Here is a 21545-nt window from a genome sequence, read left to right as displayed (position 1 = left end):
CGGTACCTCACGGAGATCACAATGAGAAAAGTCGGCATCGGCATCATCGGCTGCGGCAATATCAGCACCGCTTATCTGAAGGCGGCCCAGCGCTTCGCGGTCATGGAAATCAAGGCGCTCGCCGATATGCGCAGCGATGCGGCAGAGCGGCAGGGCGCCGCCTTCGGGTTGCCGGCGATGCGGGTTGATCAGCTGCTCAAGCGAGACGACGTTGAGATCGTCATCAATCTCACTGTGCCACTCGCCCACACCGACGTCAGCCTGGCGGTGCTGAACGCCGGCAAGCACGTTCATTCCGAGAAGCCGCTCGGCATTAACGTCACGGAAGCGCGCAAGGTGATGGAGCTCGCCGCGCAGAAGAATCTTCGCGTCGGTTGCGCGCCCGATACGTTCCTGGGCGGTGGGCACCAGACCGCGCGCAAGCTGATCGACGATGACGCGATCGGCACGCCCGTGGCCGGCAGCGCGTTCTTCGGCTGCCCCGGCCATGAGCGCTGGCATCCGGCGCCGGGTTTCTATTATTTGCGCGGCGGCGGCCCTATGCTTGACATGGGCCCGTACTACATCACCGATCTCGTGCAGCTGCTCGGCCCGGTGGCGAGCGTGATGGGCTCGACCGCGCGTCCGAAATCCGAGCGGCTGGTCACCAGCCAGCCGATGAACGGAACGCTGATCCCGGTCGAAGTTTCGACCCATGTCGCCGGCACGCTCGAATTCGAGAGCGGGGCGGTCGTCTCGATCGCGATGAGCTTTGACGTGCCCAAGCACCGGCACGCGCCAATCGAGATTTATGGCGACAAGGGCAGCATGCTGGTGCCGGACCCGAACCGCTTCGGCGGCGAGGTGCAGGTCGCCAAGGCTGGCGGCGACTGGGAGCCGGTCCCGCTGACCCACGGTCATGTCGATGGCGAGTTCCGTTCCATTGGCGCCGCCGATATGGCCTCCGCGATACTGAACAACCGGCCGCATCGTGCGAGCGGCGCGCTCGCTTTCCACGTGCTGGAGGTGATGGAGGCGTTCCAGATCTCTGCCGACGAAGGCCGGCGCGTCAAGATCGAGAGCCGCGTCGAGCGGCCGGCGATGCTGCCGGCCGGGCGCGAAACCGGACAGATCGACTGAGGGAATGACCATGCGCAAGGCATTAATTGTATGGGGCGGCTGGCCGGGACACGATCCCGATCTCTGCGCTTCGATGATCCGCGGCTGGCTGAAGGCTGAAGGCTTCGAGGTGCGGATCGAAACCACCACCGCCGCGTTCGCCGATCCCGCGATTCACGACCTGTCACTGATCATCCCGATCTACACCATGTCGAAGATCGAGAAGGCGGAAGCGCTCAATCTCTGCGCTGCGGTCCGAAGCGGCGTCGGGCTCGCCGGCCATCATGGCGGCATGGGTGACGCGTTCCGCGATTCCGTCGACTACCAGTTCCTGTGCGGCGGGCAGTGGGTTGCGCATCCCGGCAACATCATCGACTACAAGGTCGACTTGACGAAACCGGATGATCCCATCATGAAGGGCCTGAAGAGTTTCGAGCATCGTTCCGAGCAGTACTACATGCATGTCGACCCCGCCAACGAGGTGTTGGCGACGACGACCTTCACCGGCGAGCACGCCCCCTGGATCGAGGGCGTGGTGATGCCGGTGATCTGGAAGAAGCGATACGGCGCGGGCAGGGTGTTCTATTCCTCGCTCGGCCACCGCGCCTACGAGCTCGACGTACCGGAGATCCGGACGTTGATGACCCGCGGCATGCTGTGGGCGGCGCGCGAATGAATGCTGGTGCGAGCCAGCCGGTGATTCGTGCCACGCTTGAGGACGTTGCGCGCACGGCGGGTGTTTCGCTCGCCACGGTCGACCGCGTCGTCAACCGGCGCGAGGGCGTGCGCGCCAAGACCGTCGCGCGGGTCGAGGCCGCGGTGGCAAAACTCGGCTATCGAGCCGACGTCGCGGCCGCGCGGCTTGCCCGCGGGCAGACGTTCCGCTTTGCCTTTGTGCTGCCGACGGGCAGCAACAGCTTCATGACCAACCTGACCGAGCAGGTCCAGCGCACCGCAGACTGGCTCGCCGGCCAGCGCGGCTTCATTGATATCCTGCGTGTCGACGTGTTCGATCCGGACGTACTCGCCGCCGCGCTGGAAAATCTCTCGCCTGCCTATCATGGCGTCGCCGTGATCGCGCTCGACCATCCCAGGGTGCGCGCCGCGATCGACGAACTCACTGCGCGCGGGGTCGCTGTGGTGACCCTCGTGTCGGACGCGCCGAGCTCGCGCCGGCTGCACTATGTCGGCATCGACAACCCGGCGGCAGGCCGCACCGCTGCAACGCTGATGGGACGGTTCCTCACTGGTCGCAAGGGGACGGTGGCCGTCATCGCGGGATCGTTGTCGCTGCGCGATCACACCGAACGGCAATTCGGCTTCCACCAGATCCTGTCCAGCGAATATCAGAGCCTAGTCGCGCTGCCGGTGATCGAGGGCCGCGACGACAGCGAGCGCACCCGGGAGCTCACTGCGGCACTGCTCGCGCGCCAGCCCGATCTGCGCGGCATATACTGCTGCGGCGCCGGGAACCGTGGCATCGCCGACGCGCTTGAGGCCTCGGGACGGGCGCGCGAGGTGGTCTGGATTGCCCATGAGCTGACCCAATACACGCGGCGTTTCCTGGTCCGCGGCACGCTCGATGCCATCATCAACCAGGATCCCGGCCACGAGGCACGGTCTGCGGCGCGAGTCCTGCTCGCGCATTGTTCGGGTGAGCCGATCAGCCCCGACCAGGAGCGCATCCGCATCGACATTTTTCTGCGGGACAATCTGCCGTAGCCTCGACTGACCTGCGGGGCGCATCAGAAGCTCTCGGCCATTGCGGCCAGGCGTCGATGGGCTCGTTCGCGAGCCACCTCAATGGGCTGTTGCGGTCCGGTGGTTGGTCCGATCGGAATGAAACGGACATTGCTGATGCCGACAAAACGCAAAATTTCGCGCAGGTAAGGCGCTGCCATGTCGATGCGCCCGCGATTCATTCCGGTGGCGAAATCGCTGCCACTGGCAATGATGACGATGGTCGGCCGGTCCTTCAGCAACGGGATATACCCCAGCGACGGATCGAACCGAAAGGTGAGCCCGGGCTGGACGATAATGTCGAACCATTGCTTGAGCTTATAGGGAATGCCGAAGTTCCACATTGGCGTCGAAATCAGCACCCGCTCGGCGAGCGCTAAGCGCACCGCCATCCGCTCGGCTTCCGCGAAGCTGTCCCGCTGCGCGTCGTTGAAGGCCTGCGCCTTCATCCGTGCATATTTGGCTTCGACAATGGGGCCTGAAAATTCCGGCAAGCGCTCGCGCCAGAGATCCATAACGTCCACGTCCCAGTCGGGCCGAGCTCGGCGAAAGCCGTCGAGGAAAACGCGTGCGCCGGCGCCTGACCAGGAGGTCGCCGCGGGGCGAGCAAGACAGGTGCAGGAGCTTCGCCACCGCTCATCCCAGCGCTTTGATGACCGCATCGGCCTTGGTCACGACGGCGACGTTCTGCATGGCGAAATTGATCGACGCGGCGTGCCAATCGGCGTTCATGGTCGAGCAGCAATCCTCGGGAACGATCATGAAGTAGCCCTTGTCGGCACCGGTCCGCGCTGTGTGCTCAACTGACATGTTGGTCCAGGCGCCGGTGTTGATGATCATGTCGCGGCCGGTGGCTTTCAGGATCGTTTCGAGCCTCGTGCCTTCCCAGGCACTCATTCGCACCTTCTCGACCACGAAATCGCCGGGCCGTGGTTCGAGACCTGACACCGGTGCCGCCCCCAGCTTCCGCGCACCATCGCCTTGCTGTCGACGAGACCCTCGAACAGCGGCGCATTCAGCGTCACGCCGGGCGCGCCGGGCTCGACGACGAACCAGACATGAATGATGGCCACGCCTCGCGCCCGCGCCGTTTCGGCTAGGCGGCGGACATTCTCGACGACGCGCTGCTGCTTCGCGTGACCTGGCGCGCCGGAATCGGCAAAGGCGCCGCCATCCATGATGACGTCGTTCTGGAGATCCTGGATGATCATGGCGCAGCGTCGCGGGTCGAGCTGCATTTCGCCGTCGGCAAGGATGGGGGCAGCGGAAGCAGAGCCCGCGGCCGCAGTGCCGCTGCCTCGCTTGCCGCTCATATAGGGCTCGTGGCGCGGTCCGACCCTGGTGGGAATTGCATAGACCGAGTGCGTCGAAGTCAGGTACAGCGTGCGGAAATCCGGCCCGCCCCAGGTAAGGTTGGCGACGAGTTCGGGCAGGCGGAGCTTGCCGAGCAGCTCGCTCCGCGGCGAATAGACCCAGACCCCGCCGGGTGCCGTAACCCAGACGTTGCCGTGCTGGTCGCACTTCATGCCGTCGGGCAAGCCGGGCTCGAGCTCGGAGCGGATGGCGCTCGCGAACACCCGCGCGGTCGACAGGGAACCGTCAGAATTGACATCAAACACGCGGATGAGTGCCTGCACGGTGTCGTTGACATAGAGCAGTTTCTCGTCGGGCGAGAAGCACAGCCCGTTCGGCTGGTCGAACAGATTGCGGTCCACGACGAGCTTCGGGTCGGCGCCGGGCACGACGCGATAGACGCCCTGGAAACCGAGCTGCCTCGGCCGCTCGACGCCATAGACCGGCATGCGGCCATACCAGGGGTCCGAGAAATAGATCGCGCCGGAGGAGTGCACGCAGACGTCGTTGGGGCTGTTGAGCTCCTGTCCCCCAAAGTGCGAGGCCAGCACCTCGCGCCGTCCGTCCGGCCGCTCGCGGATCAACGACGATGTCGCGTGCTCGCAAACGATCAAATTGAGCTCGGCGTCATAGGTCATGCCGTTGCATTTGTTCGAGGGACGCTTGACCTCGGCGACGCCGCGCCGCGCATCCCAGCGCCGGCGCACGTCGCCCGGCATGTCTGAGAACAGCAGATAATGATCCACCGGATGCCAGATCGGTCCTTCCGTAAAGTCAAAACCGGTGCCGATTTGCGCGACTGGTGCGTAGGGATCGATCAGGGTCTCGAATTCGGAGCGCAAGGTGACGTGGGTCATCGGTCGATCCTCTGGCGTCTAGGCCGGAAACCAGTTGCGCTGGGGCAGAGACTGCACGACCGGCCCAGGCACCTGGTCGTGCAGCCGGCCGACGACGTTGCCGCCTTCGATCTTGGCGGGGCGGTCGTGGACCGGCAGCAGATAGCGCGAATTGCTGAGCAGCTTTTTGATGGCGGCCTTCTCGGCCCGCTTGGTGGTGCCGTGGTTGCCAGTGGTGCGCGGCTCCCAGTCGTGGATCTCGTTGAAGGGCGTCACGATCTGGTCGTTGAAATCATAGATGACGTCGCCGCAGATGGTGGCGATGCCGTCGGCCGTTTCGACGATGATATTCATCGATCCCTCGGTATGCGCATTCGCGGCGTCGCAGTAGACACCCGGCATCAACTCGATGGGACCTGTGATCTCGAGGTCGAGAAAGCGCAGCGCACTCTTGGTGTGCAGACGGTCGATCAGATGCTTGATATCCGGTGCCGGATATTGCGGATGCATCAGGCCGGACACAGAATATTCAAGCTCCCGACGGTTGAGGACGACGGTCGTGTTCATCGGAAACAGATCGTCCTTGCCGGCGTGGTCGATGTGCAGATGGGTGTGGCAGACGAAACGCACATCGCCCATCCGCACGCCGTGCCGCGCAAGCTGGTTCTCGATCATGTGCTCGTGATACTGCAGGCCGCGCATCCCCAGCGTTTCCATGATCTGGTTGGAACGGTAACCGGTGTCTACCACGACCGGATACTTGCCGCCGAGGATCAGGAAACCGAGGGTGAGGACGCGGCGGGTGCGGCCGCAATCGCGGCCGAGAACCAAAAAGCTCGATTCCAGCTCAATATCGCCATAGTCCAAAATCTTGATCTCCAGCGGCATTCCGTCCCTCCCTGTGTCCGTTCTCGTTGTTTCCTCGGCGCTCAGAGCCGATAGACGCGCATAGCGGTGGTCTTGAAAATGGCTTCGCGCTGATCATCGCGTAGCGGCGCCGCGGCGGCACGGAATGCATCGATCAACGCGCGATAGCTGGTCCACAATTTCTCGATCGGAAAATTCGAGCCGAACAGGCAGCGTTCGGCGCCGAAGATCGCAATCGTATCGGTCAGGACGGATGCGATATGCGCGGGGTCGTTGCGGTGGATGAAGGTTCCGAGCCCCGATAGTTTCGACACGACGTTCGGGCATGCGGCGAGGCGGGCCATCCCGGCGCGCCACGCGGCGCGGCCTGCCGGTGAAAGGTCCTCCAGCATGCCGGCGTGCTGGAGGATAAAGGTCACCTTAGGGCAGGATTCCGCAAGGCGCGCAGCGTCAGGCATCTGTGGCGTGAACACCTGAAGCTCAAAGCTCCAGCCATAATCCGCAAGGCGGGCGATATTGCGCTGGATCACGGGATCGGTGCAAAGGTCCGGCCGCGCGGCAAAGCGATAAAGCGGGTTCTCGTGCCAATGCAGTTGCATGCGAACGCCGCGTACGAGGGCATAACGCTTCAGGCGGTCGAGCTGTGGACGCACGTCGTCCACCGAAAAGTCGGCGTAAGCTACGATGGCATGCGGCCAGCCGTGCTCCTCGGCGGTCTGCTGCACCCAAGCGGCCTCGTCCTCGAAGCGGTCATTGGCCCAGTTGGTCTGGACATAGACCGAGCGGGTAACGCCGCTGCCCTCGATGTCGCCGAGATATTCCTCGATCGGGTAATCGCGCCGGATCGGCTCGTACGGACCGAAGATGCGCGGCTGCATCGGACCCACCAGCCAGGGCAGGTCGGTCTGGCGCCAGATATGATGGTGCCCATCGACGACGTCGGTCACGCAACTCTCCTTTGTCCCAGCGCCAGCACATGCGCGACGATCGACGCGCTCGAGCCACCATCGACGAGGTCGTCGACGAAGCGTTCGATCGCGACCAGCGCTTCGGTCTGCGGGCGAAAGTCGGGACCAGCCGCGAGCGGTGTCAGCCAGCTCACGCGCCACGCACGGCGCGATAGTTTCGCGACCGCATCGCGCAGCGCATCGGGTTCGCCCCGTTCCAGGCCGTCGGAAACGATGATCACGGCAGCGCCCCGCGCGTATCCACCGAAGCGGGGCACGGCGAGAAACGCCTGAAGCGCATCGCCGATTAGGGTGCCGCCGTCCCAGTCGCTGACCGCATGGGCCGCCGCCCTGAGCGCCTGCTCTCGGCGTTTGAGTCGCAACGGGCGGGTGATGCGGGTCAGCCGCGTGCCGAAGGTGAAGACCTCGACGCTGGGCGCCGCCTGCACCAACGTGTGCGCGAACTTCATATTCTCTTCGGTGCGGGTCTTCATCGAGCCGGAGACGTCAATCAGAAGCAACATCTTGCGTGGGCGCTGCCGCCGCTTCAAACGCCCCAGCCGGAGAATTTCGCCATCGCTGCGAACGGAGTCGCGCAGGGTGCGGCGCAAATCGGCGTAGGGTCCGCTGCGAGCCCGCATGCGGCGATGGCCGCGCCGCTTCGGCAGGCGCCTCGGCGCCTCGCGGGACAGCCGGCGCAGCGCATCGGTGGTCGAGAGCTGCGCAAAGCGGCGCTCGACCAGGGTTTCGGCGCGCGCAGCTGCGAGACCGGACTCGTTGGCCTCGTCCGACAACAGCGGCTCGTCGTTTCCACGGGCCTCCTCTTGCAGCCGAACAGTCTCGTCGTCCTCACCGTCATCGACGCGCTCGATTGCCTCGTTTCCGCGAAAGTGCAGATCGAACAGCCGGTCGAACGTTGCGCGACGCTCCGGTGGAGGAGCCAGTGTTGCGAGGGCTGCCTGCCGAATGTCCTCCAGGCTGCGGGGACCGAGCAACTGGATTGCGGCAAGGAACGACGTCGTCTGTTCCGGTGCGACGGCAAATCCGTTCGTTCGCAACAAGCCGACGAACGAGATGAATACACGCGCAGCGCGCGGCAGTTCGGGTTCGGCGCTCATGCAGAGGCCTCCGCCAGCAGGGCATCGAGGCGCGGCGAAATGAAGTGCAGATCCTCCTCGTCTTTCAAGGCAACGCCGATCGAGCGCCTGAAGGCATCAGGCCACCGTGCGCCGCCCTTGTGCAGCAGCGTGGCGGCCTCGGCCCAGTCGACGGCCTCGGCGATCCCGGGCGCCTTGCTGAGTGGTTCGCGTCGCAGCTTCTCGACGGCGGCGACGACGGCCCGCGCGGTCCCCTCGGCGACGCTGGAGGCCCGCATCATCACGATGCGCGCTTCGCGCTCGGCGGAGGGATAGTCGATCCAGTGATAGACGCATCGCCTCCGCAATGCTTCATGAAGATCCCGCGTGCGGTTCGAGGTCAGGACGACAACCGGGCGCTCAGAGGCGCGAACCGTACCGCGCTCCGGAATCGAGATCTGGAAGTCGGACAGGAACTCGAGCAGGAAGGCTTCGAATTCTTGGTCGGCGCGGTCGATTTCGTCGATCAGCAGCACAGTTGAGTCAGGTGCGCGCAGCGTCGCCAGCATCGGTCGCTCGATTAAAAACGTTTCGCCGTAGATGTCGACGCTCTCATCGCCGGCCTGGCGGATTGCGAGCATCTGGCGCGGATAGTTCCATTCGTAGAGTGCGGCAGATGCGTCGATGCCTTCGTAGCATTGCAGGCGGATCAGGCGGCGGCCGAGGACCGCGGCAATGGCTTTGGCGGCCTCGGTCTTGCCGACGCCCGGCGCGCCCTCGAGCAGCAATGGCTTGCCGAGTGCCAGCCCGAGATAGGCTGCGGTCGCCAGCCCCTCGTCGGCAAGGTAATAGGCTGCCCGAAGCGCTTTCTCCAGTGCCTCTGGGCTGTCGATGCCGACGATGTTGCTGCGGACGGCCATCGAGACCTCAGCGCCGCGCCTGAGGGCGCGCGCCGCCCTCGGCCTTGATCGCGCGCAGCACCTTCTCCGGCGTAATCGGCAGATCGTCGATGCGCACGCCGACGGCGTTGAAGATGGCGTTCGCAACGGCCGGCAATACGGGATTCGCGCACATTTCGCCGGGCCCCTTGGCGCCGAAGGGGCCATCGGGAGCGGGGCGTTCCAATACGGCGATGTCGTGCGGGCAGATATCGCCAGGACCGGGCATGACATATTCGACGAAGTCGCGAGGGCCGTGGACCGGGTCGGGATAATAGGGTTCTGGCGTCTCGTAGAGCGCGTGACTGACGCCCATCCAGGCGCCGCCGACGAGCTGTTGCTCGACCAGGCGCGGGTTGAGCGCACGGCCGAGCTCATAGGCAGAATCCATGCGGATCATCGTGACCTCGCCGGTCTCGTCGTCAACCTCGACCTCGGCGACGAGACAGGCATGGGCGTAGCAGGTCGCCGGCGACATCTCGCCGGTTTCCGGATCGACATTGGACAGAGGAACCAGGAAGATGCCGCGGCCGGCGATGGTCTTGCCCTGCTTGAACTGCGCGGCGATGGCGACGTCCTTGGTGGAGATCGAGCGGTGCGGCGCGCCCTTGACGTGGATGTTGCCACGTCCGTCGGTTTCGAGATCGGCGGCGTTGACCTCGAGTTCTTCTGCGGCCGCCTCCATCATCACGCCGCGCGCCTCGCGCGCCGCCGCCATCACTGCATTGCCGACGCGATGGGTGCCGCGCGAGGCGAACGAGCCCATGCAATGCGGGCCAGTATCGGAATCGGCGGTATCGACATAGACGTCCTCGACGGGTACGCCGAGCGTCTCTGCGCAAATCTGCCGCGTGACCGACTTCATGCCTTGGCCGAGGTCGATCGAGGACAGCGCTACGGTGAACTTGCCGCTTGGATTGGAATGAACCAGGGCTTGGCTGGGATCGCCGCCGAGGTTCATGCCGATGGGATAGTTGACCGACGCGATGCCGCGTCCGCGATGTCGCGTCATCTCAACGCCTCCTGGTGCCGAACACGGATGAGAATCGGCCCGCCCCATGCGAGGGCGATGTTGGTCGCGGTGGCGATGGCGGTGGCGGCGCGGGCGGTGGGGGCTCGCGCGGGGGTTCGCGCGACGCGGCCGTTGGCAGGCGATCATAGCTCGTGCGCTGCTGCGCCGGCGCGGTCGTCCGTACGTGGATGTCGGCAGGCGTCCGCGGGATGGCAGCGCGGCTGCCGCCTCCGTCTTTGCGGGAGGAGGCGCGCTTGAACTCGTCGCGGATCGGCCATTTGGCTTTCTCGGCCGCGACCTGGACGCACTCGATCAGCGCCGTGTTCTTGGCCTCGCGCCGATGCGCCTTCATGTCGCCGTCGCGATAGGCATTGAGGATGCGGAACTCCATCGGGTCCATGCCGACGAGGTTCGCGAGCTTGTCCATCTGGCATTCGATCGCAAAGTCCATGGCGGTGACGCCGAAGCCGCGCATCGCGGTTGCAGGCGTACGGTTGGTGAAGACGCAGTAGACGTCGCCATAGACGTTCGGGATGGTGTAGGGTCCTGGCAGATGGGCTGCGCATTTCACCGCTGCATAACTGGAGAGCCGCGTATATGCGCCGCTGTCGAAATATGCGCGGATCTTTCTCGCGACGACGCGGCCATCGCGCATCACGCCGTCCTTGATGTAGATGCGCTCGGCGCCGCGCGGCGGGCCGTATTGCATCTCTTCTTCGCGTCCGAACACGTAGCGCACGGGACGTCCCGTCAGCATCGCACCCAGGATGCATAACGGTTCGGTCAGCGTGTCGACCTTGCCGCCAAAGCCGCCGCCGACGGTGCCGCCAATGAAATGGAAGGTGTTGGAAGGGACGTCGAGGATCTTGGCGCAGGTGTCGACCGAGAAGAACAGCGCCTGCGTCGACGTATAGACGACATAGCGCCCGTTGGTGTCGGGCGCCGCGATCGACCCATTGGTTTCGGTCGGCGCGTGCTCGATTGGTGACATCTGGTAGCGTTGTTCAAGCACGTGATCGGCGGTCGCGAGTGCGGCATCGGCATCGCCGAAGCGGAGCTTTTGGTGGTCGTATGTGTCGTGATAAATGAAGGCATTCTTCGGATAGGTATCGTTGACGACGGGCGCGCCGGCCTTCAGCGCATCTTCCACGTCGAACACGGTTGGCAACGGCTCATAGTCGATCCGCACCTTTGCGATCGCCTCGAACGCCTCGCGCTCGCTGTCGGCGACGATGGCCAGGATCGGCTCACCCTTGTAGCGGACCTTGTCGACGGCCAGCGATGGTTCGTCGTCCTTGCCGAAATTGATCAGGCTCAAAAGTGTGTTGAGGTTGCGGGGCACGTCGGAGCCGCGGATGATCCGGCGCACGCCGGCTGAGCGCTCGGCGTCCGCGGTATCGATCCGCCGGATCCTTGCATGCGAATGGGTCGAGCGAACGACTTTCAGGTGCAGCATGCCCTGGAGCTTGTGGTCGTTGAAATAGCTCGAGGTGCCCGTGACATGGCCAAGCATGTCCTGGCGCTGTGTGCCCTTGCCGATCTCGTTGAGATTATCGTCGCGCTCGTCGGCGAAGATGTCCTTGCGTAGTTCCAGCATGATCTGGTCCTTCAGGCGCTCACCCTGCCGCCGGAGGCGGCGAGGATGGCGTTGATGATCGGCTCGTAGCCGGTGCAGCGGCAGATGTTGCCGGAGATCGCCTCCACGATCTCGGCGCGGCTCGGGGAGGGATTGCGGTCGAGCAGCGCCTTGGCAGCCATCAGCATGCCCGGCGTGCAATAGCCGCACTGGGCAGCAAAATTCTCGGCGAAGGCGCGCTGCAGCGGATGGAGGTTCGGTCCCTGCTTCAGGCTATCCAGCGTCTCGACAGAGCGGCCGGCGACGGTCTCGGCCAGCGTCAGACAGGAGAGATGGAGCTCGCCGTCGATCAGGACGCTACACGTGCCGCAGCCCCCTGGCCGCAGCCGAATTTCGGCGTCATGTCGCCGATCAATTCGCGAAGCGCGACGAGCAGGTTGGTGCCGCCATCGACGAAAATGGCGACATCGCTGCCATTGTGACGAAATTGCAGGGCAGTCTTGGCCATACGATCTATTCCTGACCCAAGAGAAGACGACGCAGATGGACGCCGACGATCTCGCGGCGGTACCAGGCGCTGCCGAGCGCGTTGTCGGAGGGCGATGTTCCTTCCGCCGCTGCGGAGGCTGCGGCCGCAACGGTCGCGGCATCGAGCGAGCGACCTTCCAGAGCGCGTTCGGCCGCCCGCGCACGTATTTGCGTCGGCGCCATCGATCCCAATGCGATTCGTGCCCCGGCGACCCGCCCGCCACTGATTGGTAGATGTGCGGCGAGCGTGATGACCGAGCCGCCCTTGGGCTTGATCCGTGCGATCTTGCGGTAGCGAAAAGCCTCCGCGCTAGTCGGTCGCGTGCATGACACCGACAGCACGAGCGCGCCCGCCTGCCTTTCACGTGACTGCAAAAACTCCTCAATTGGAATGTCGCGCGATCCAAAGCCGCCTTGCAGGGCCACCGTGGCATCGAGCGCAAGCAGGGCGACGGTGAAATCGCCATAGGGATTAGGCGCAAACAGATTGCCGCCCACCGTACCCATGTTGCGCACCGCCGGGCCGCCAATCGAGCGGGCAGGGGCGTGCAGGAAAGCGAGGTCACGCTCGCCCAGAATCCGGGCGAAAGTTACGCCAGCACCCAAGGTGATCCGCGGACCAGATGGGTCGATGCGCGTCAAGGCTTGGTCATTGGCGCGCACGATGGTCGAGAGCGAGATATCGCCTTCGTTCAGAGCGCGCATCACGAGCGTGCCGCCACCGAGATAGCGAGCGGTGCGATCGGACGACAGCGCGGCGGCGGCCTCGCTCGAGCTTGTGAAGGTCTTCACCGTCACAGTCATGTTGACACAGCCTCCTTGAGGTGTCGGCGGATCGCTACGAATCCCGCTTGGTAGATATCTTCCGCGACCATGTGGGTGATACGATCCTTGTCCTCCGGCCGCGTCGAGAAGCGCGATTCCCAGTGCCAGAAGGTACGGTCGCCGTCCGTCACGGGCAGCAGGCGGACGTGGGCTACGTAGTTGAACATCGGGACCGGCGTATCGAGCAGGCAGTAGCTGAAGGTCTGCTCCAGATCCGACAGCGTCAGCAATTGCTCGCGCAGCTCCGAGCCGTCCTGCAGCTTGAACCGCCTGACGCAGCCGATCTTGTCCGAGGCCTGCGCCCGCTCGATGGTGGAGGCCGCGACCGCCGGATGCCAGCGATCGTGCCCGTTGAAATCGCGCAGCACCGCCCACACGGACCCGGTCGGCGCATCCAGGATCGTGCTCTTGACGATATGCGGCACTGCGCTCAGCCTCCGAACTGGCGTTTGAGGGCGTCGAAGCCGCCCTGGAACACGCCGCCGCCGATATTCGCGACAAGCTCCGCCTCCCGCTCGGGTGCGCATTCGAACTCAGCGGTCCATTCCATGAAGGTCTGGTCGCCATCCGTGACCGGCGTCAGCCGAAGCGTCGCGACGTAGTCCTCGACCCCCATCGGGGATTCGAGGATCGAGTAGGTGCAGAACATGTCGTAATCGGACAGGCCAAGCAGCTTTTCCCGGATGCGATCGCCGTTGCGGAGGCGAAAATCCCTGACGCAGCCGATCTTGTCGGAGGGCTCGCCACCCTCGATGCGGCTTTCCGCAATCGCGGGATGCCAGTTCGGCAGACCGTTGAAGTCGCGCACTCGCGCCCAGACGCGATCGTTGCGCGCCTTGACGACGGTCGAGACGTAGACGCGGGCCATGGTGCGACCTCAGCTCTTCTTTCGGGGGCTGCGCTCGGCGGGCGGCTCGCCGTCGGCTGCAGGCGAGGGTGCAGCGGCTGGCTTCTCGCCACCGCCGCCGCTCTTGCGCGCGGAGTCCTTGATGCCCTGCATGTCGCGAGCTTCCCGGATCAGGCCTGGCATCTTGGCGAGGCTGCCACCTTCGACGCCGATGTCCGCCAGAAGCGAATCGATCAGCGGCGCCTGGACGCGGTAGCGCAGCGCCGAGTCGATCACCTCGTCGGTGGCGCTACGGCCGCCATTCCCGCCATGGCCGTTGCCGTTGAGACCATCGACTTGCAGGATGCGGATGCCCTCGATCTTCTCCATCGGCTTGACGCTCTCACGGACGATGCCCTCGATGCGGTCGAGCAGCTTTCTACGGAATAGCGAGTAGCGCGCCTGGTCGGTCAGCACGTTCTCGGCCTCGTTGAGCATACGCTGCGCCTCGGCCTCGACTGCAGCGCGGATCCGTTCGGCTTCCGCGGCAATTCGCGTCTCCTCGGCCTGCTTCTCGGCGATCAGGATCTCCACGGTCTTGCGACGCTTCGCGATCTCGCTCTCGCGCGCGGTTATGACGCGCTCGGTGGCTTCAGTGGCATGCACCCGCGCTTCCTCAGCCGAGGCCTTGGCCGCGGATTCCTCCAGCGACTTGAGGTGGATAGCAATCGCCTTTTCCATCAAGACGGTCTCGACCTCCTTCTCGCGATTGATTTCGAGCTTGCGCAACTCGCGCTCGCGGCCGATGCGGGCCTCGTCGAGGCCGCGATCGGAGGCGATGCGGGAGCGCTCAACCTCTTCCCGCGCGGCAATCTCGGCTTCCTGGAGCGACTGGACGCGAGCGACTTCGAGCTGTTCGATCGAACGGCGGCGCTCGATTCGCGCCGCCTCTAGCGCATGCTCGCGCGAGACGTCGGTGGTCTCGACCTCCTTGCGCGCGACAATCTCGGCCTGCCTGACCTGGCGGTCGGCGTCGATGCGCTCGGACTTCTTGGTCGAGAGCGCGATGACGCGGTCCTCATCCGCGATCTCGATCGCCTTCTTGTGCTCGATATTGAGGACTTCGCGCTTCTTGGAGGACGTGATCCGCTCGGCCTCGAGCGCGAGATCGACGCCGATGCGCTGGCGCTCGATGGCGTCGCGGCGCTTCAACTCGGCCGCCTCGAGCACGGCTGAGCGCTCGATCTCGAGCGCGCGTGTGTCACGCTCGGCCTGGATACGCTCGGCTGCAACGGACTTCTCCTGCGCGATCCGGGCGGCTTCGATGGCTTCCCGCGAGGCAATGTCGGCTTCCTCGACGGCGCGGTTGCGGGCGATTTCCAGCGACCGCACGCGCTCTTGCTGGGTGATGCGGGCAGCTTCGGTGGCTTCGCGCGCCGCGACCTCTGCGACTTCCAGCGTCTGATTTCGCTCGATTTCCAACTGCCGGGTATTCTGCTCGACCGCGATGCGCTCGACGGCGAGCCTGTGCTCCCGGTCGATTCGCGCCGCCTCGACCGCGCGCTGCGCCTCAATCTCGGCTTCCTGGATGTTACGCACCTGCTGGATCTCCAGCGCACGGGTGCGCTCATCGGATGCGATGCGCTCGACATTGACAATCATGGTCTGGGCGATGCGGGCCTTTTCGGTCGTCTCGCGGGCAGCAATCTCGGCTTCGTCCACGGCGCGGGTCCGGTCGATCTCGCGGCGCCGGGTCTCCTCTTCGTTAGCGATGCGGGCGTCGGTCACGACGCGGTCCTGCTGGATACGCGCTTTCTCGATCGCTTCGCGGGCGGTGATCTCGGCTTCCTCGACGGTCCGCATCCGCTCGATTTCGCGCTGGCGCACCTCGCGCTCGGAAGCGATGCGGCTGGTATCGATCGAGCGCTGGTTGGCGATCCGGGCTTTTTCGATTTCCTCCCGTGCGAGCAGTTCCTTCTCCTCGATGGTGCGGGTGCGCTCGATCTCCCGCTGGCGGGTCTCACGCTCCGAGGCGATACGGGCTTCGGCGATCGCCTGGTCGTTGGCGATTCGCGCCTTCTCGATGGTTTCACGGGCGGAAATCTGCGCCTGCTCAGCTTCGGTCTCGCGCAGGGCCCGTTCGCGTGCGACCTCGGTGCGTTGCAGGGCGCGGCGCATCTCGATGTCACGCTCCTGTTCGAGGCGCGCCGTCTCGCTTTCGCGTTCGATCTCGAGAGCCTGCCGCTCGGCCTCCAGGTTGCGGGAGCGGATCTTGATCATCGAATCCTGCTCGATGTCGTTGCGCAGTTTGCGCTTGGCCTCGATGTCCTCCATCAGGCGGGTCAGACCTTCGGCGTCGAAGCGGTTCGAGGGGTTGAAGAATTCGAGATCGGTCTGGTCGAGATCGGTGATCGCGACTGATTCCAGCTCGAGCCCGTTCTGGGCGAGGGCCTCTGCGGCGTTCGCCTTGAGGCGGGCGACGTACTCACCGCGCTGCTCGTGCATCTGCTCGAGGGTCATCTCCGAGGCAACGGAACGAATGGCCGAGATGAATTTGCCGGCGAGGAGGGCGTGGAGCTGTTCGGGCTCCATGGTGCGGCGGCCGAGTGTGGCGGCCGCGATAGACACGGCTTCGCGGGTCGCCTGCACGCGGACATAGAAATCGGCCTCGATGTCGACGCGCATGCGGTCACGGGTGATCACGGCGTCCTGGCGGGAGCGCACGATGCCCATCGGCTGCACGTTCATGTTGACGGGCGTGTAGTCGTGGATGAACGGCAGCACGAAGGCGCCGCCGTTGATCACAACGCGCTCGCCGAGCAGGCCGGTCCGGACGAATGAGGTCTCCTTGGACGAGCGGTGATAGAGCCAGTTCACGATGTAGACGCCGACCACGATCACCACGACGGCGACGATCAGCCAGAGGATCAATTCACCGACCAGAGTCCCTGACATGTTTCTCTCCCTCGACCTTTCGGCGTTATCGCGCGCCGATCGCCTTGAATTTGCGAACCTGATCCGTCAGCGCCCGCTCGACCGGCAGCCGTTCCATTGAGGAGGCGCCGTAGAAGCCGTGGCAGTTGCGTGTGTTCCTCATGATGAAATCGGCATCGTCCGGATCGGAGATTGGTCCGCCATGAGCGAGCACCAGAATGTCCGGATTGACGCCGAGCGCGGCGGAGGCCCAGGTGTCGATGTGCGCTGGGCAATCGGTCAGCTTGAGTGCGGTCTGCGCGCCGATGCTGCCCCCGGTCGTCAGGCCCAGATGACAGACGATGATATCCGCGCCTGCGATCGCCATCGCGGCAGCTTCCTTCTCGCTAAAGACGTAGGGCGTCGTCAGCAGGTCCTTCTCGCGCGCCTTTGCGATCATGTCGATCTCGAGGGCATAGGACATACCGGTCTCTTCGAGATTGGCGCGGAACACGCCGTCGATAAGGCCGACGGTCGGAAAGTTTTGTACGCCAGCAGAATCCGAGCGCTTTCAATTGGTCCAGGAAAAGATCCATGTCGCGGAACGGATCCGTGCCATTGACGCCGGCGAGCACTGGCGTCCTGGTCACCACGGGCAGCACTTCGCCGGCCATCTCCAGCACGATGGCGTTGGCGTCGCCGTAAGCCATCAATCCCGCGAGCGAGCCTCGGCCGGCCATGCGGTAGCGGCCGGAATTGTAGACGACGATGAGGTCGACACCGCCGGCCTCCTCGCACTTGGCCGACAGGCCGGTGCCGGCGCCGCCGCCGACGATGGGCTCGCCGCGCCTTGCCATCTCGCGGAAGCGATTCAACAGTGCAGCGCGTTCAAACCGGGCCATCGGTCACCTCGCTAGTCTCCGGCGCGCCCCAATGCGGCCGAACAATGTTCGGAACGCGCTGACGATGGTGGAGGCGAACTCGGGGTCATTGATATTCTTGGGAATGCGGATGAGCTGACGGTTGGCGGTCTGCCGCACGTTGCGCTCCAGCGTGCGGAACAGCGCCGCATCGGCGTCCGGATCCCAGAATGACTGTCCTCGCGCGTCGAGCGCGGAGACACCGCCCTCAGGCAGGAAGAAGCGCACCGGGCCGTCCATCCGGTTGAGCCGGTCGGCGATCCAGTGCCCCATGCGCTCGTTCTCCTCTGCAGTGGTGCGCATCAGCGTGACCTGCGGGTTGTGGACGTGGAATTTCCTGCCGCGGTAGCGCTCCGGGATGGTCTCGGGGGCGCCGAAATTCACCATGTCCAGAGCGCCCACCGAGCCGACATAAGGCACCCGGCTGCGGATGATGGCGCCAAAGCGGTCGTCGATGGCCGGGAACACGCCGCCCATCAGGAGATCGCCGACCTCCGTGGTCGTGAGGTCGATGACGCCTGCGAGCTGTCCGGAATCGACGAGCTTCTCCATTGAGCGTCCTCCGACGCCGGTGGCGTGGAAGACCAGGCACTCGAAATCCTCGCGCAAGTCGGCCGCGATCTTCTGCCCCGCCGGCGTGGTGACACCAAACATGGTGATGCCGACCGACGGCAATCCGCTGTCGCCGCGATCCTTCCGCGAATGCTGATCAAGGCGCGCCTTGACCATGCCGGCCAGCGCGTTGGCGCCGTTGGCCAGCACGGCGCGCGAGATCGAGTTGAGGCCCTGAACGTCGGTAACCGAATGCATCATGGTGATGTCCGCGGGGCCGACATAGGGCCCGACGTCGCCAGAGGCGACGGACGAGACGATGAGCTTCGGCACCCCGACAGGAAGCATCCGCATACCGGGCGCGACCAGCGACGCTGCGCCCGAGCCACCGGCAGAAATCACGCCGGCAACATTGTTCTGGCGTCGCAACCAGCTGGCGAAGGCCTCGGCCATCGCGGCGACGGCGGCGCCGCGGTCGGGTCCGAATACCGCCGATCCGCCGCGACCATGGTTCAAGGCAATCTCCTGGGCGGAGACGTCGCTGGCCGCGTGCCTGCCGCTGGTGGAGACATCGATCAATCGGGTTCGCAGGCCGGTCCCGGCGATGATGTCGCGGATGAAGCGGAGCTCCGTGCCCTTGGTGTCGAGCGTACCGACGACGAGGACGACCGGAGGGCCCTGCGTTTGTGCGGCGACCGGTTCGCGCCGTCGCCGTGCCGTCTCGTCGAGTCGCATCACCTGTGTCGAGAACATGCGGGCCGCAGCCTCGATGCGGGCGATCGGCACAGGTTGCGACCACCGTGTCGGCGGCGTCGGGTTTGACATGTAGATGCGGATCGCGCCGCCTGGACGCGTCTGCTGCGGAGGAGGCTTCGCTTCCGTATCCGCCGGTGGCACGTCGAGGTCGAGCTCGAGTCCGGCGTGCATTCCGACACCGAGCAGGCGCTGCTGCAGTTCGCGATCGGCGGCAAGCCGCACCGAATCGATGATGCGGTTGACGCGGCCGTTGACCATGATCGCGACATTGCGCGACACGGCGGTCGCCACGCCGATATTCTGCTCGATCACGAGCACGGACATGTCGCCGTCCTCGCCAAGTCGTAGCAGCATCTCCTCGACCTGGGCCACGATGACGGGCGCGAGCCCCTCAGTGGGCTCGTCCATGATCAGGAGCCGCGGGTTGGTGAGCAACGCGCGCGAGATCGCAAGCATCTGTTGCTCGCCGCCGGAGAGCTGGCCGCCGCCGTGATCCTTGCGCTCGGCCAACCGCGGAAACGTCTTGTAGATGCGCTCGACCGTCCAGGCGCCGCGGCGCAAGCCGGCGGCAAGCCGCAGATGCTCATCGACGCTGAGTGAACGCCACAGCCGCCGTCCCTGCGGAACGTAGCCGACGCCGAGTCGGGCTATGTGGGCAGGCGGCTGTCGGGTGATCTCATCCCCGCGGATGCGGATCGAGCCGCCGCTGACCGGCACCAGCCCCATGATGGCCTTGCATAGCGTGGTCTTGCCCATGCCGTTGCGGCCAACGACCGAGAACACGCCGGCCTCGAGCGTCAGATCCACGCCCTGCAGCGCATGCGAATGGCCGTAATAGACGTCCAGGCCGCGGACTTCGAGCGCGGCGGCGGTACGGCGGACCTCATTCATGGCCGCCTCCGAGGTAAAGCTCCTGCACTTCGGGATCGGACTCGATCTCTTGCGGACGGCCTTCCTTGAAGATCCGCCCGTTGTGCATCATCGTGACGCTCTCGACGACGCGCAGGGCGACGTCCATGTCGTGCTCGATGATGATGTAGCCGATATGCGCGGGCAGGGAGGTCAATATCTCGATCAGCTCGGCACGCTCGGTCGGCGACAGCCCCGCGGCGGGTTCATCGAACAGGACAGAATCGCGGCGCGCCGGCAAGCGCAAGTGCGATCTCGAGCTGGCGCTGCTGGCCATGCGCGAGCTCGGCAACGCGCTGATCCTTCACGCCCGAGAGATGGACGGCCTGCACGAGATTTTCGGCCGCGTGCATCAACGCATCGTTCTGACCGGGGCGGAGAAACGAGAAGCGTCCCCGTGAGACGCCACGGCAGGCGAGGTAGACATTGTCCTGGACGGTAAGGCCCGGAAACAGCGCGGAGATCTGGTAAGTCCGGCGCAGGCCACGGCGGATGCGCTCATAGGGCGGGAAGTGCGTGACGTCCTCGCCGAAGAAGCGGATGGTGCCGGAAGAAGGTGGGAAGTCGCCGGTGATGCAGTTGAACAGCGTAGTCTTGCCGGCGCCGTTAGAGCCAAGCACGGCGCGCCGTTCGCCGGGGCGGACGGTAATGGTGATGTCGGTGAGTGCCGCCAGCGCGCCGAACAGACGTGTCACGCCGCGCAGCTCCAGCGCCGCGCCGGCGCCCACGACAGAGAGGCGTTGCGCGACGCTATCCATGGTGGGATCCTTGGCTGGATCCTTGGTCAGATTCTCGGCCACGTCGTCCGCTTGAACTTGCCGCGCCGGAGCGTTGGCGGCGCCGCCAGCTCTGCCAGAGTCCGATGACGCCGTCCGAGGACCAGAACACGATAGCGAGGAAGCCGAGGCCGATCAGGAGCCGAAAGCGGTTGCCGTCGAGCCCCAGCTTGACCAGGAAGTCGAGTGCGAAGGTCCGCAGCAGTACGAAGATCAGCGCGCCGATAAAGGGTCCGATGGGACGCGTGATGCCGCCGACGACTGCGATGATGAGGATATCGATGCAGGCCCCAACGCTCACGGATCCCGGCGAAATCTGCCGGTAATTCCAGACCTGGAGTACCCCTGCCAGCGCCGCGACGAAGGACGCGAAGACGTAGGCCGCGACGCGATGCGCATTGACGTTGAAGCCGAGTGCCGCCATGCGGCGGGGATTGTCGCGGACACCTTGCAACGCGAGGCCGAACGGTGCGCGGGAGATGTAGTCGACGGCGAAGTAGCACAGCGCGGCTACTGCGAGGACGATATAGTAGAATGGAATGTCGGCGCGCCAGTTGACGCCCCAGAAATGCGGTGTGGCAACGGTATTGATGCCGGTATGACCGTTGAAGATCGCCCAGTTCTGGTTAGTGAAATAATAGAACGCCGCGCCGATCGCGAGCGTGATCATGATGGTGTAGATGCCCTCGGTGCGCACCGCCAGCGCGCCGCCGAGCGTGCCGAATATGGTCGCGAGCGCGAGCGCCATTGGGACCGCAAGCCACCACGGCCAGCCCAGGCTGATATTGGCGTTGCCGCTGACGCCAAACACCGCGACCATATAGGCGGAGAAACCCGCGATGGTGAGCTGCATCAGGCTGACCATGCCGCCATAGCCGGCAAGAAACATCAGACTCAGCGCCATGGTTCCGAGGATCAGCGTGGTCGCAAAGATCTCGATCAGGAAGAAGCCGTTGGCGATCAGGGGCATGATTAGGAGAATGGCCGCGACGGCCCAGGCCGCCGGATTGTCGATCTCCGGCCATCCGCGCAATTTCGAGCGCTGCACCGCAGTGGCGGGACGAACCGGGACGCGGGCGTCGTGGGCGAGGGACATG

General features: G+C 64.9%; 15 protein-coding genes and 5 pseudogenes. 3 read left to right on the top strand and 17 right to left on the bottom strand.

The window, feature by feature from the left end; genetic code table 11:
- The first annotated feature begins 21 nt into the window (after positions 1 to 21).
- Genes AB3L03_RS05165 through AB3L03_RS05155 form a run of 3 tightly spaced genes read left to right on the top strand, consistent with a single transcriptional unit; the run spans position 22 to position 2820 of the window.
- Positions 22 to 1119, top strand: a complete 1098-nt coding sequence (locus AB3L03_RS05165) for a Gfo/Idh/MocA family protein (RefSeq protein ID WP_085394191.1) — start codon at positions 22 to 24, stop codon at positions 1117 to 1119.
- Between the two features lie 10 nt (positions 1120 to 1129).
- Positions 1130 to 1774: a ThuA domain-containing protein gene (locus tag AB3L03_RS05160; RefSeq protein WP_085394203.1), complete on the top strand. Its 645-nt coding sequence runs from the start codon at positions 1130 to 1132 to the stop codon at positions 1772 to 1774.
- The gene (locus tag AB3L03_RS05155; RefSeq protein ID WP_368508316.1) at positions 1771 to 2820 is read left to right on the top strand and encodes a LacI family DNA-binding transcriptional regulator; all 1050 of its coding nucleotides are present in this window, start codon (positions 1771 to 1773) and stop codon (positions 2818 to 2820) included. The genes AB3L03_RS05160 and AB3L03_RS05155 overlap by 4 nt, the downstream gene beginning before the upstream one ends.
- A 23-nt stretch (positions 2821 to 2843) precedes the next feature.
- Here AB3L03_RS05155 and AB3L03_RS05150 read toward each other — a convergent pair.
- From AB3L03_RS05150 to AB3L03_RS05070, 17 genes and pseudogenes are all read right to left on the bottom strand, one after another.
- A pseudogene (locus AB3L03_RS05150) lies at positions 2844 to 3471 on the bottom strand (FMN-dependent NADH-azoreductase).
- A 3-nt stretch (positions 3472 to 3474) separates the two neighbouring features.
- Positions 3475 to 4910: pseudogene (locus AB3L03_RS05145) on the bottom strand (isochorismatase family protein).
- A 156-nt stretch (positions 4911 to 5066) separates the two neighbouring features.
- Positions 5067 to 5915 carry an MBL fold metallo-hydrolase gene (locus AB3L03_RS05140; protein ID WP_007593031.1) on the bottom strand — a complete coding sequence of 283 codons (849 nt, stop codon included), beginning with the start codon at positions 5913 to 5915 and terminating at the stop codon, positions 5067 to 5069.
- A 41-nt stretch (positions 5916 to 5956) separates the two neighbouring features.
- On the bottom strand, positions 5957 to 6841 hold the full coding sequence (locus AB3L03_RS05135; protein ID WP_018458727.1) for an amidohydrolase: 885 nt from the start codon (positions 6839 to 6841) through the stop codon (positions 5957 to 5959).
- On the bottom strand, positions 6838 to 7959 hold the full coding sequence (locus AB3L03_RS05130) for a VWA domain-containing protein (RefSeq protein ID WP_368508315.1): 1122 nt from the start codon (positions 7957 to 7959) through the stop codon (positions 6838 to 6840). Before AB3L03_RS05130 ends, AB3L03_RS05135 begins: the two co-directional genes overlap by 4 nt.
- Positions 7956 to 8837 carry a MoxR family ATPase gene (locus AB3L03_RS05125; protein WP_018458729.1) on the bottom strand — a complete coding sequence of 294 codons (882 nt, stop codon included), beginning with the start codon at positions 8835 to 8837 and terminating at the stop codon, positions 7956 to 7958. Before AB3L03_RS05125 ends, AB3L03_RS05130 begins: the two co-directional genes overlap by 4 nt.
- A gap of 7 nt (positions 8838 to 8844) precedes the next feature.
- Positions 8845 to 9867: a xanthine dehydrogenase family protein molybdopterin-binding subunit gene (locus AB3L03_RS05120; RefSeq protein WP_085352430.1), complete on the bottom strand. Its 1023-nt coding sequence runs from the start codon at positions 9865 to 9867 to the stop codon at positions 8845 to 8847.
- Position 9868: 1 nt separating this feature from the next.
- Positions 9869 to 11464: a xanthine dehydrogenase family protein molybdopterin-binding subunit gene (locus AB3L03_RS05115; RefSeq protein WP_247299701.1), complete on the bottom strand. Its 1596-nt coding sequence runs from the start codon at positions 11462 to 11464 to the stop codon at positions 9869 to 9871.
- Between the two features lie 11 nt (positions 11465 to 11475).
- Positions 11476 to 11951, bottom strand: a pseudogene (locus AB3L03_RS05110) ((2Fe-2S)-binding protein).
- Between the two features lie 5 nt (positions 11952 to 11956).
- A complete protein-coding gene (locus tag AB3L03_RS05105) occupies positions 11957 to 12775 on the bottom strand; it encodes a xanthine dehydrogenase family protein subunit M (protein ID WP_018458732.1) in 819 nt (272 codons plus the stop codon).
- A complete protein-coding gene (locus AB3L03_RS05100; RefSeq protein WP_018458733.1) occupies positions 12772 to 13221 on the bottom strand; it encodes an SRPBCC family protein in 450 nt (149 codons plus the stop codon). The genes AB3L03_RS05105 and AB3L03_RS05100 overlap by 4 nt, the downstream gene beginning before the upstream one ends.
- Before the next feature lie 5 nt (positions 13222 to 13226).
- Positions 13227 to 13664, bottom strand: a complete 438-nt coding sequence (locus tag AB3L03_RS05095) for an SRPBCC family protein (protein WP_018458734.1) — start codon at positions 13662 to 13664, stop codon at positions 13227 to 13229.
- Between the two features lie 9 nt (positions 13665 to 13673).
- Positions 13674 to 16577 (bottom strand): flotillin family protein, encoded by a 2904-nt coding sequence (locus AB3L03_RS05090; protein ID WP_026233647.1) that lies wholly within the window; start codon positions 16575 to 16577, stop codon positions 13674 to 13676.
- A gap of 25 nt (positions 16578 to 16602) precedes the next feature.
- Positions 16603 to 17437: pseudogene (locus AB3L03_RS05085) on the bottom strand (phosphoenolpyruvate hydrolase family protein).
- A 3-nt stretch (positions 17438 to 17440) separates the two neighbouring features.
- Entirely contained in the window at positions 17441 to 19654 is a 2214-nt protein-coding gene (locus AB3L03_RS05080; RefSeq protein ID WP_368508314.1) for an ABC transporter permease, read from the bottom strand.
- Positions 19647 to 20430 (bottom strand): annotated as a pseudogene (locus tag AB3L03_RS05075) (ABC transporter ATP-binding protein). Before AB3L03_RS05075 ends, AB3L03_RS05080 begins: the two are co-directional and overlap by 8 nt.
- Positions 20423 to 21544, bottom strand: a complete 1122-nt coding sequence (locus tag AB3L03_RS05070; protein WP_018458739.1) for a branched-chain amino acid ABC transporter permease — start codon at positions 21542 to 21544, stop codon at positions 20423 to 20425. Before AB3L03_RS05070 ends, AB3L03_RS05075 begins: the two are co-directional and overlap by 8 nt.
- Position 21545 lies beyond the last annotated feature (1 nt).

Source organism: Bradyrhizobium lupini (assembly GCF_040939785.1).
GTDB classification, from domain to species: domain Bacteria; phylum Pseudomonadota; class Alphaproteobacteria; order Rhizobiales; family Xanthobacteraceae; genus Bradyrhizobium; species Bradyrhizobium canariense_D.
Note: the sequence above shows the minus strand (reverse complement) of the source record. Positions and strands in the feature narration are given on the sequence as shown.

What these genes read in the sequence shown, in the direction of transcription:
- AB3L03_RS05160 (WP_085394203.1), top strand. Translation starts at nt 1,130, where the DNA reads ATGCGCAAGGCATTAATTGTATGGGGCGGCTGGCCGGGACACGATCCC.
- AB3L03_RS05155 (WP_368508316.1), top strand. Translation starts at nt 1,771, where the DNA reads ATGAATGCTGGTGCGAGCCAGCCGGTGATTCGTGCCACGCTTGAGGAC.
- AB3L03_RS05115 (WP_247299701.1), bottom strand. Translation starts at nt 11,464, where the DNA reads ATGCTGGAACTACGCAAGGACATCTTCGCCGACGAGCGCGACGATAAT.
- AB3L03_RS05090 (WP_026233647.1), bottom strand. Translation starts at nt 16,577, where the DNA reads ATGTCAGGGACTCTGGTCGGTGAATTGATCCTCTGGCTGATCGTCGCC.
- AB3L03_RS05140 (WP_007593031.1), bottom strand. Translation starts at nt 5,915, where the DNA reads ATGCCGCTGGAGATCAAGATTTTGGACTATGGCGATATTGAGCTGGAA.
- AB3L03_RS05105 (WP_018458732.1), bottom strand. Translation starts at nt 12,775, where the DNA reads ATGACTGTGACGGTGAAGACCTTCACAAGCTCGAGCGAGGCCGCCGCC.
- AB3L03_RS05165 (WP_085394191.1), top strand. Translation starts at nt 22, where the DNA reads ATGAGAAAAGTCGGCATCGGCATCATCGGCTGCGGCAATATCAGCACC.
- AB3L03_RS05130 (WP_368508315.1), bottom strand. Translation starts at nt 7,959, where the DNA reads ATGAGCGCCGAACCCGAACTGCCGCGCGCTGCGCGTGTATTCATCTCG.
- AB3L03_RS05070 (WP_018458739.1), bottom strand. Translation starts at nt 21,544, where the DNA reads ATGTCCCTCGCCCACGACGCCCGCGTCCCGGTTCGTCCCGCCACTGCG.
- AB3L03_RS05095 (WP_018458734.1), bottom strand. Translation starts at nt 13,664, where the DNA reads ATGGCCCGCGTCTACGTCTCGACCGTCGTCAAGGCGCGCAACGATCGC.
- AB3L03_RS05120 (WP_085352430.1), bottom strand. Translation starts at nt 9,867, where the DNA reads ATGACGCGACATCGCGGACGCGGCATCGCGTCGGTCAACTATCCCATC.
- AB3L03_RS05125 (WP_018458729.1), bottom strand. Translation starts at nt 8,837, where the DNA reads ATGGCCGTCCGCAGCAACATCGTCGGCATCGACAGCCCAGAGGCACTG.
- AB3L03_RS05080 (WP_368508314.1), bottom strand. Translation starts at nt 19,654, where the DNA reads ATGAATGAGGTCCGCCGTACCGCCGCCGCGCTCGAAGTCCGCGGCCTG.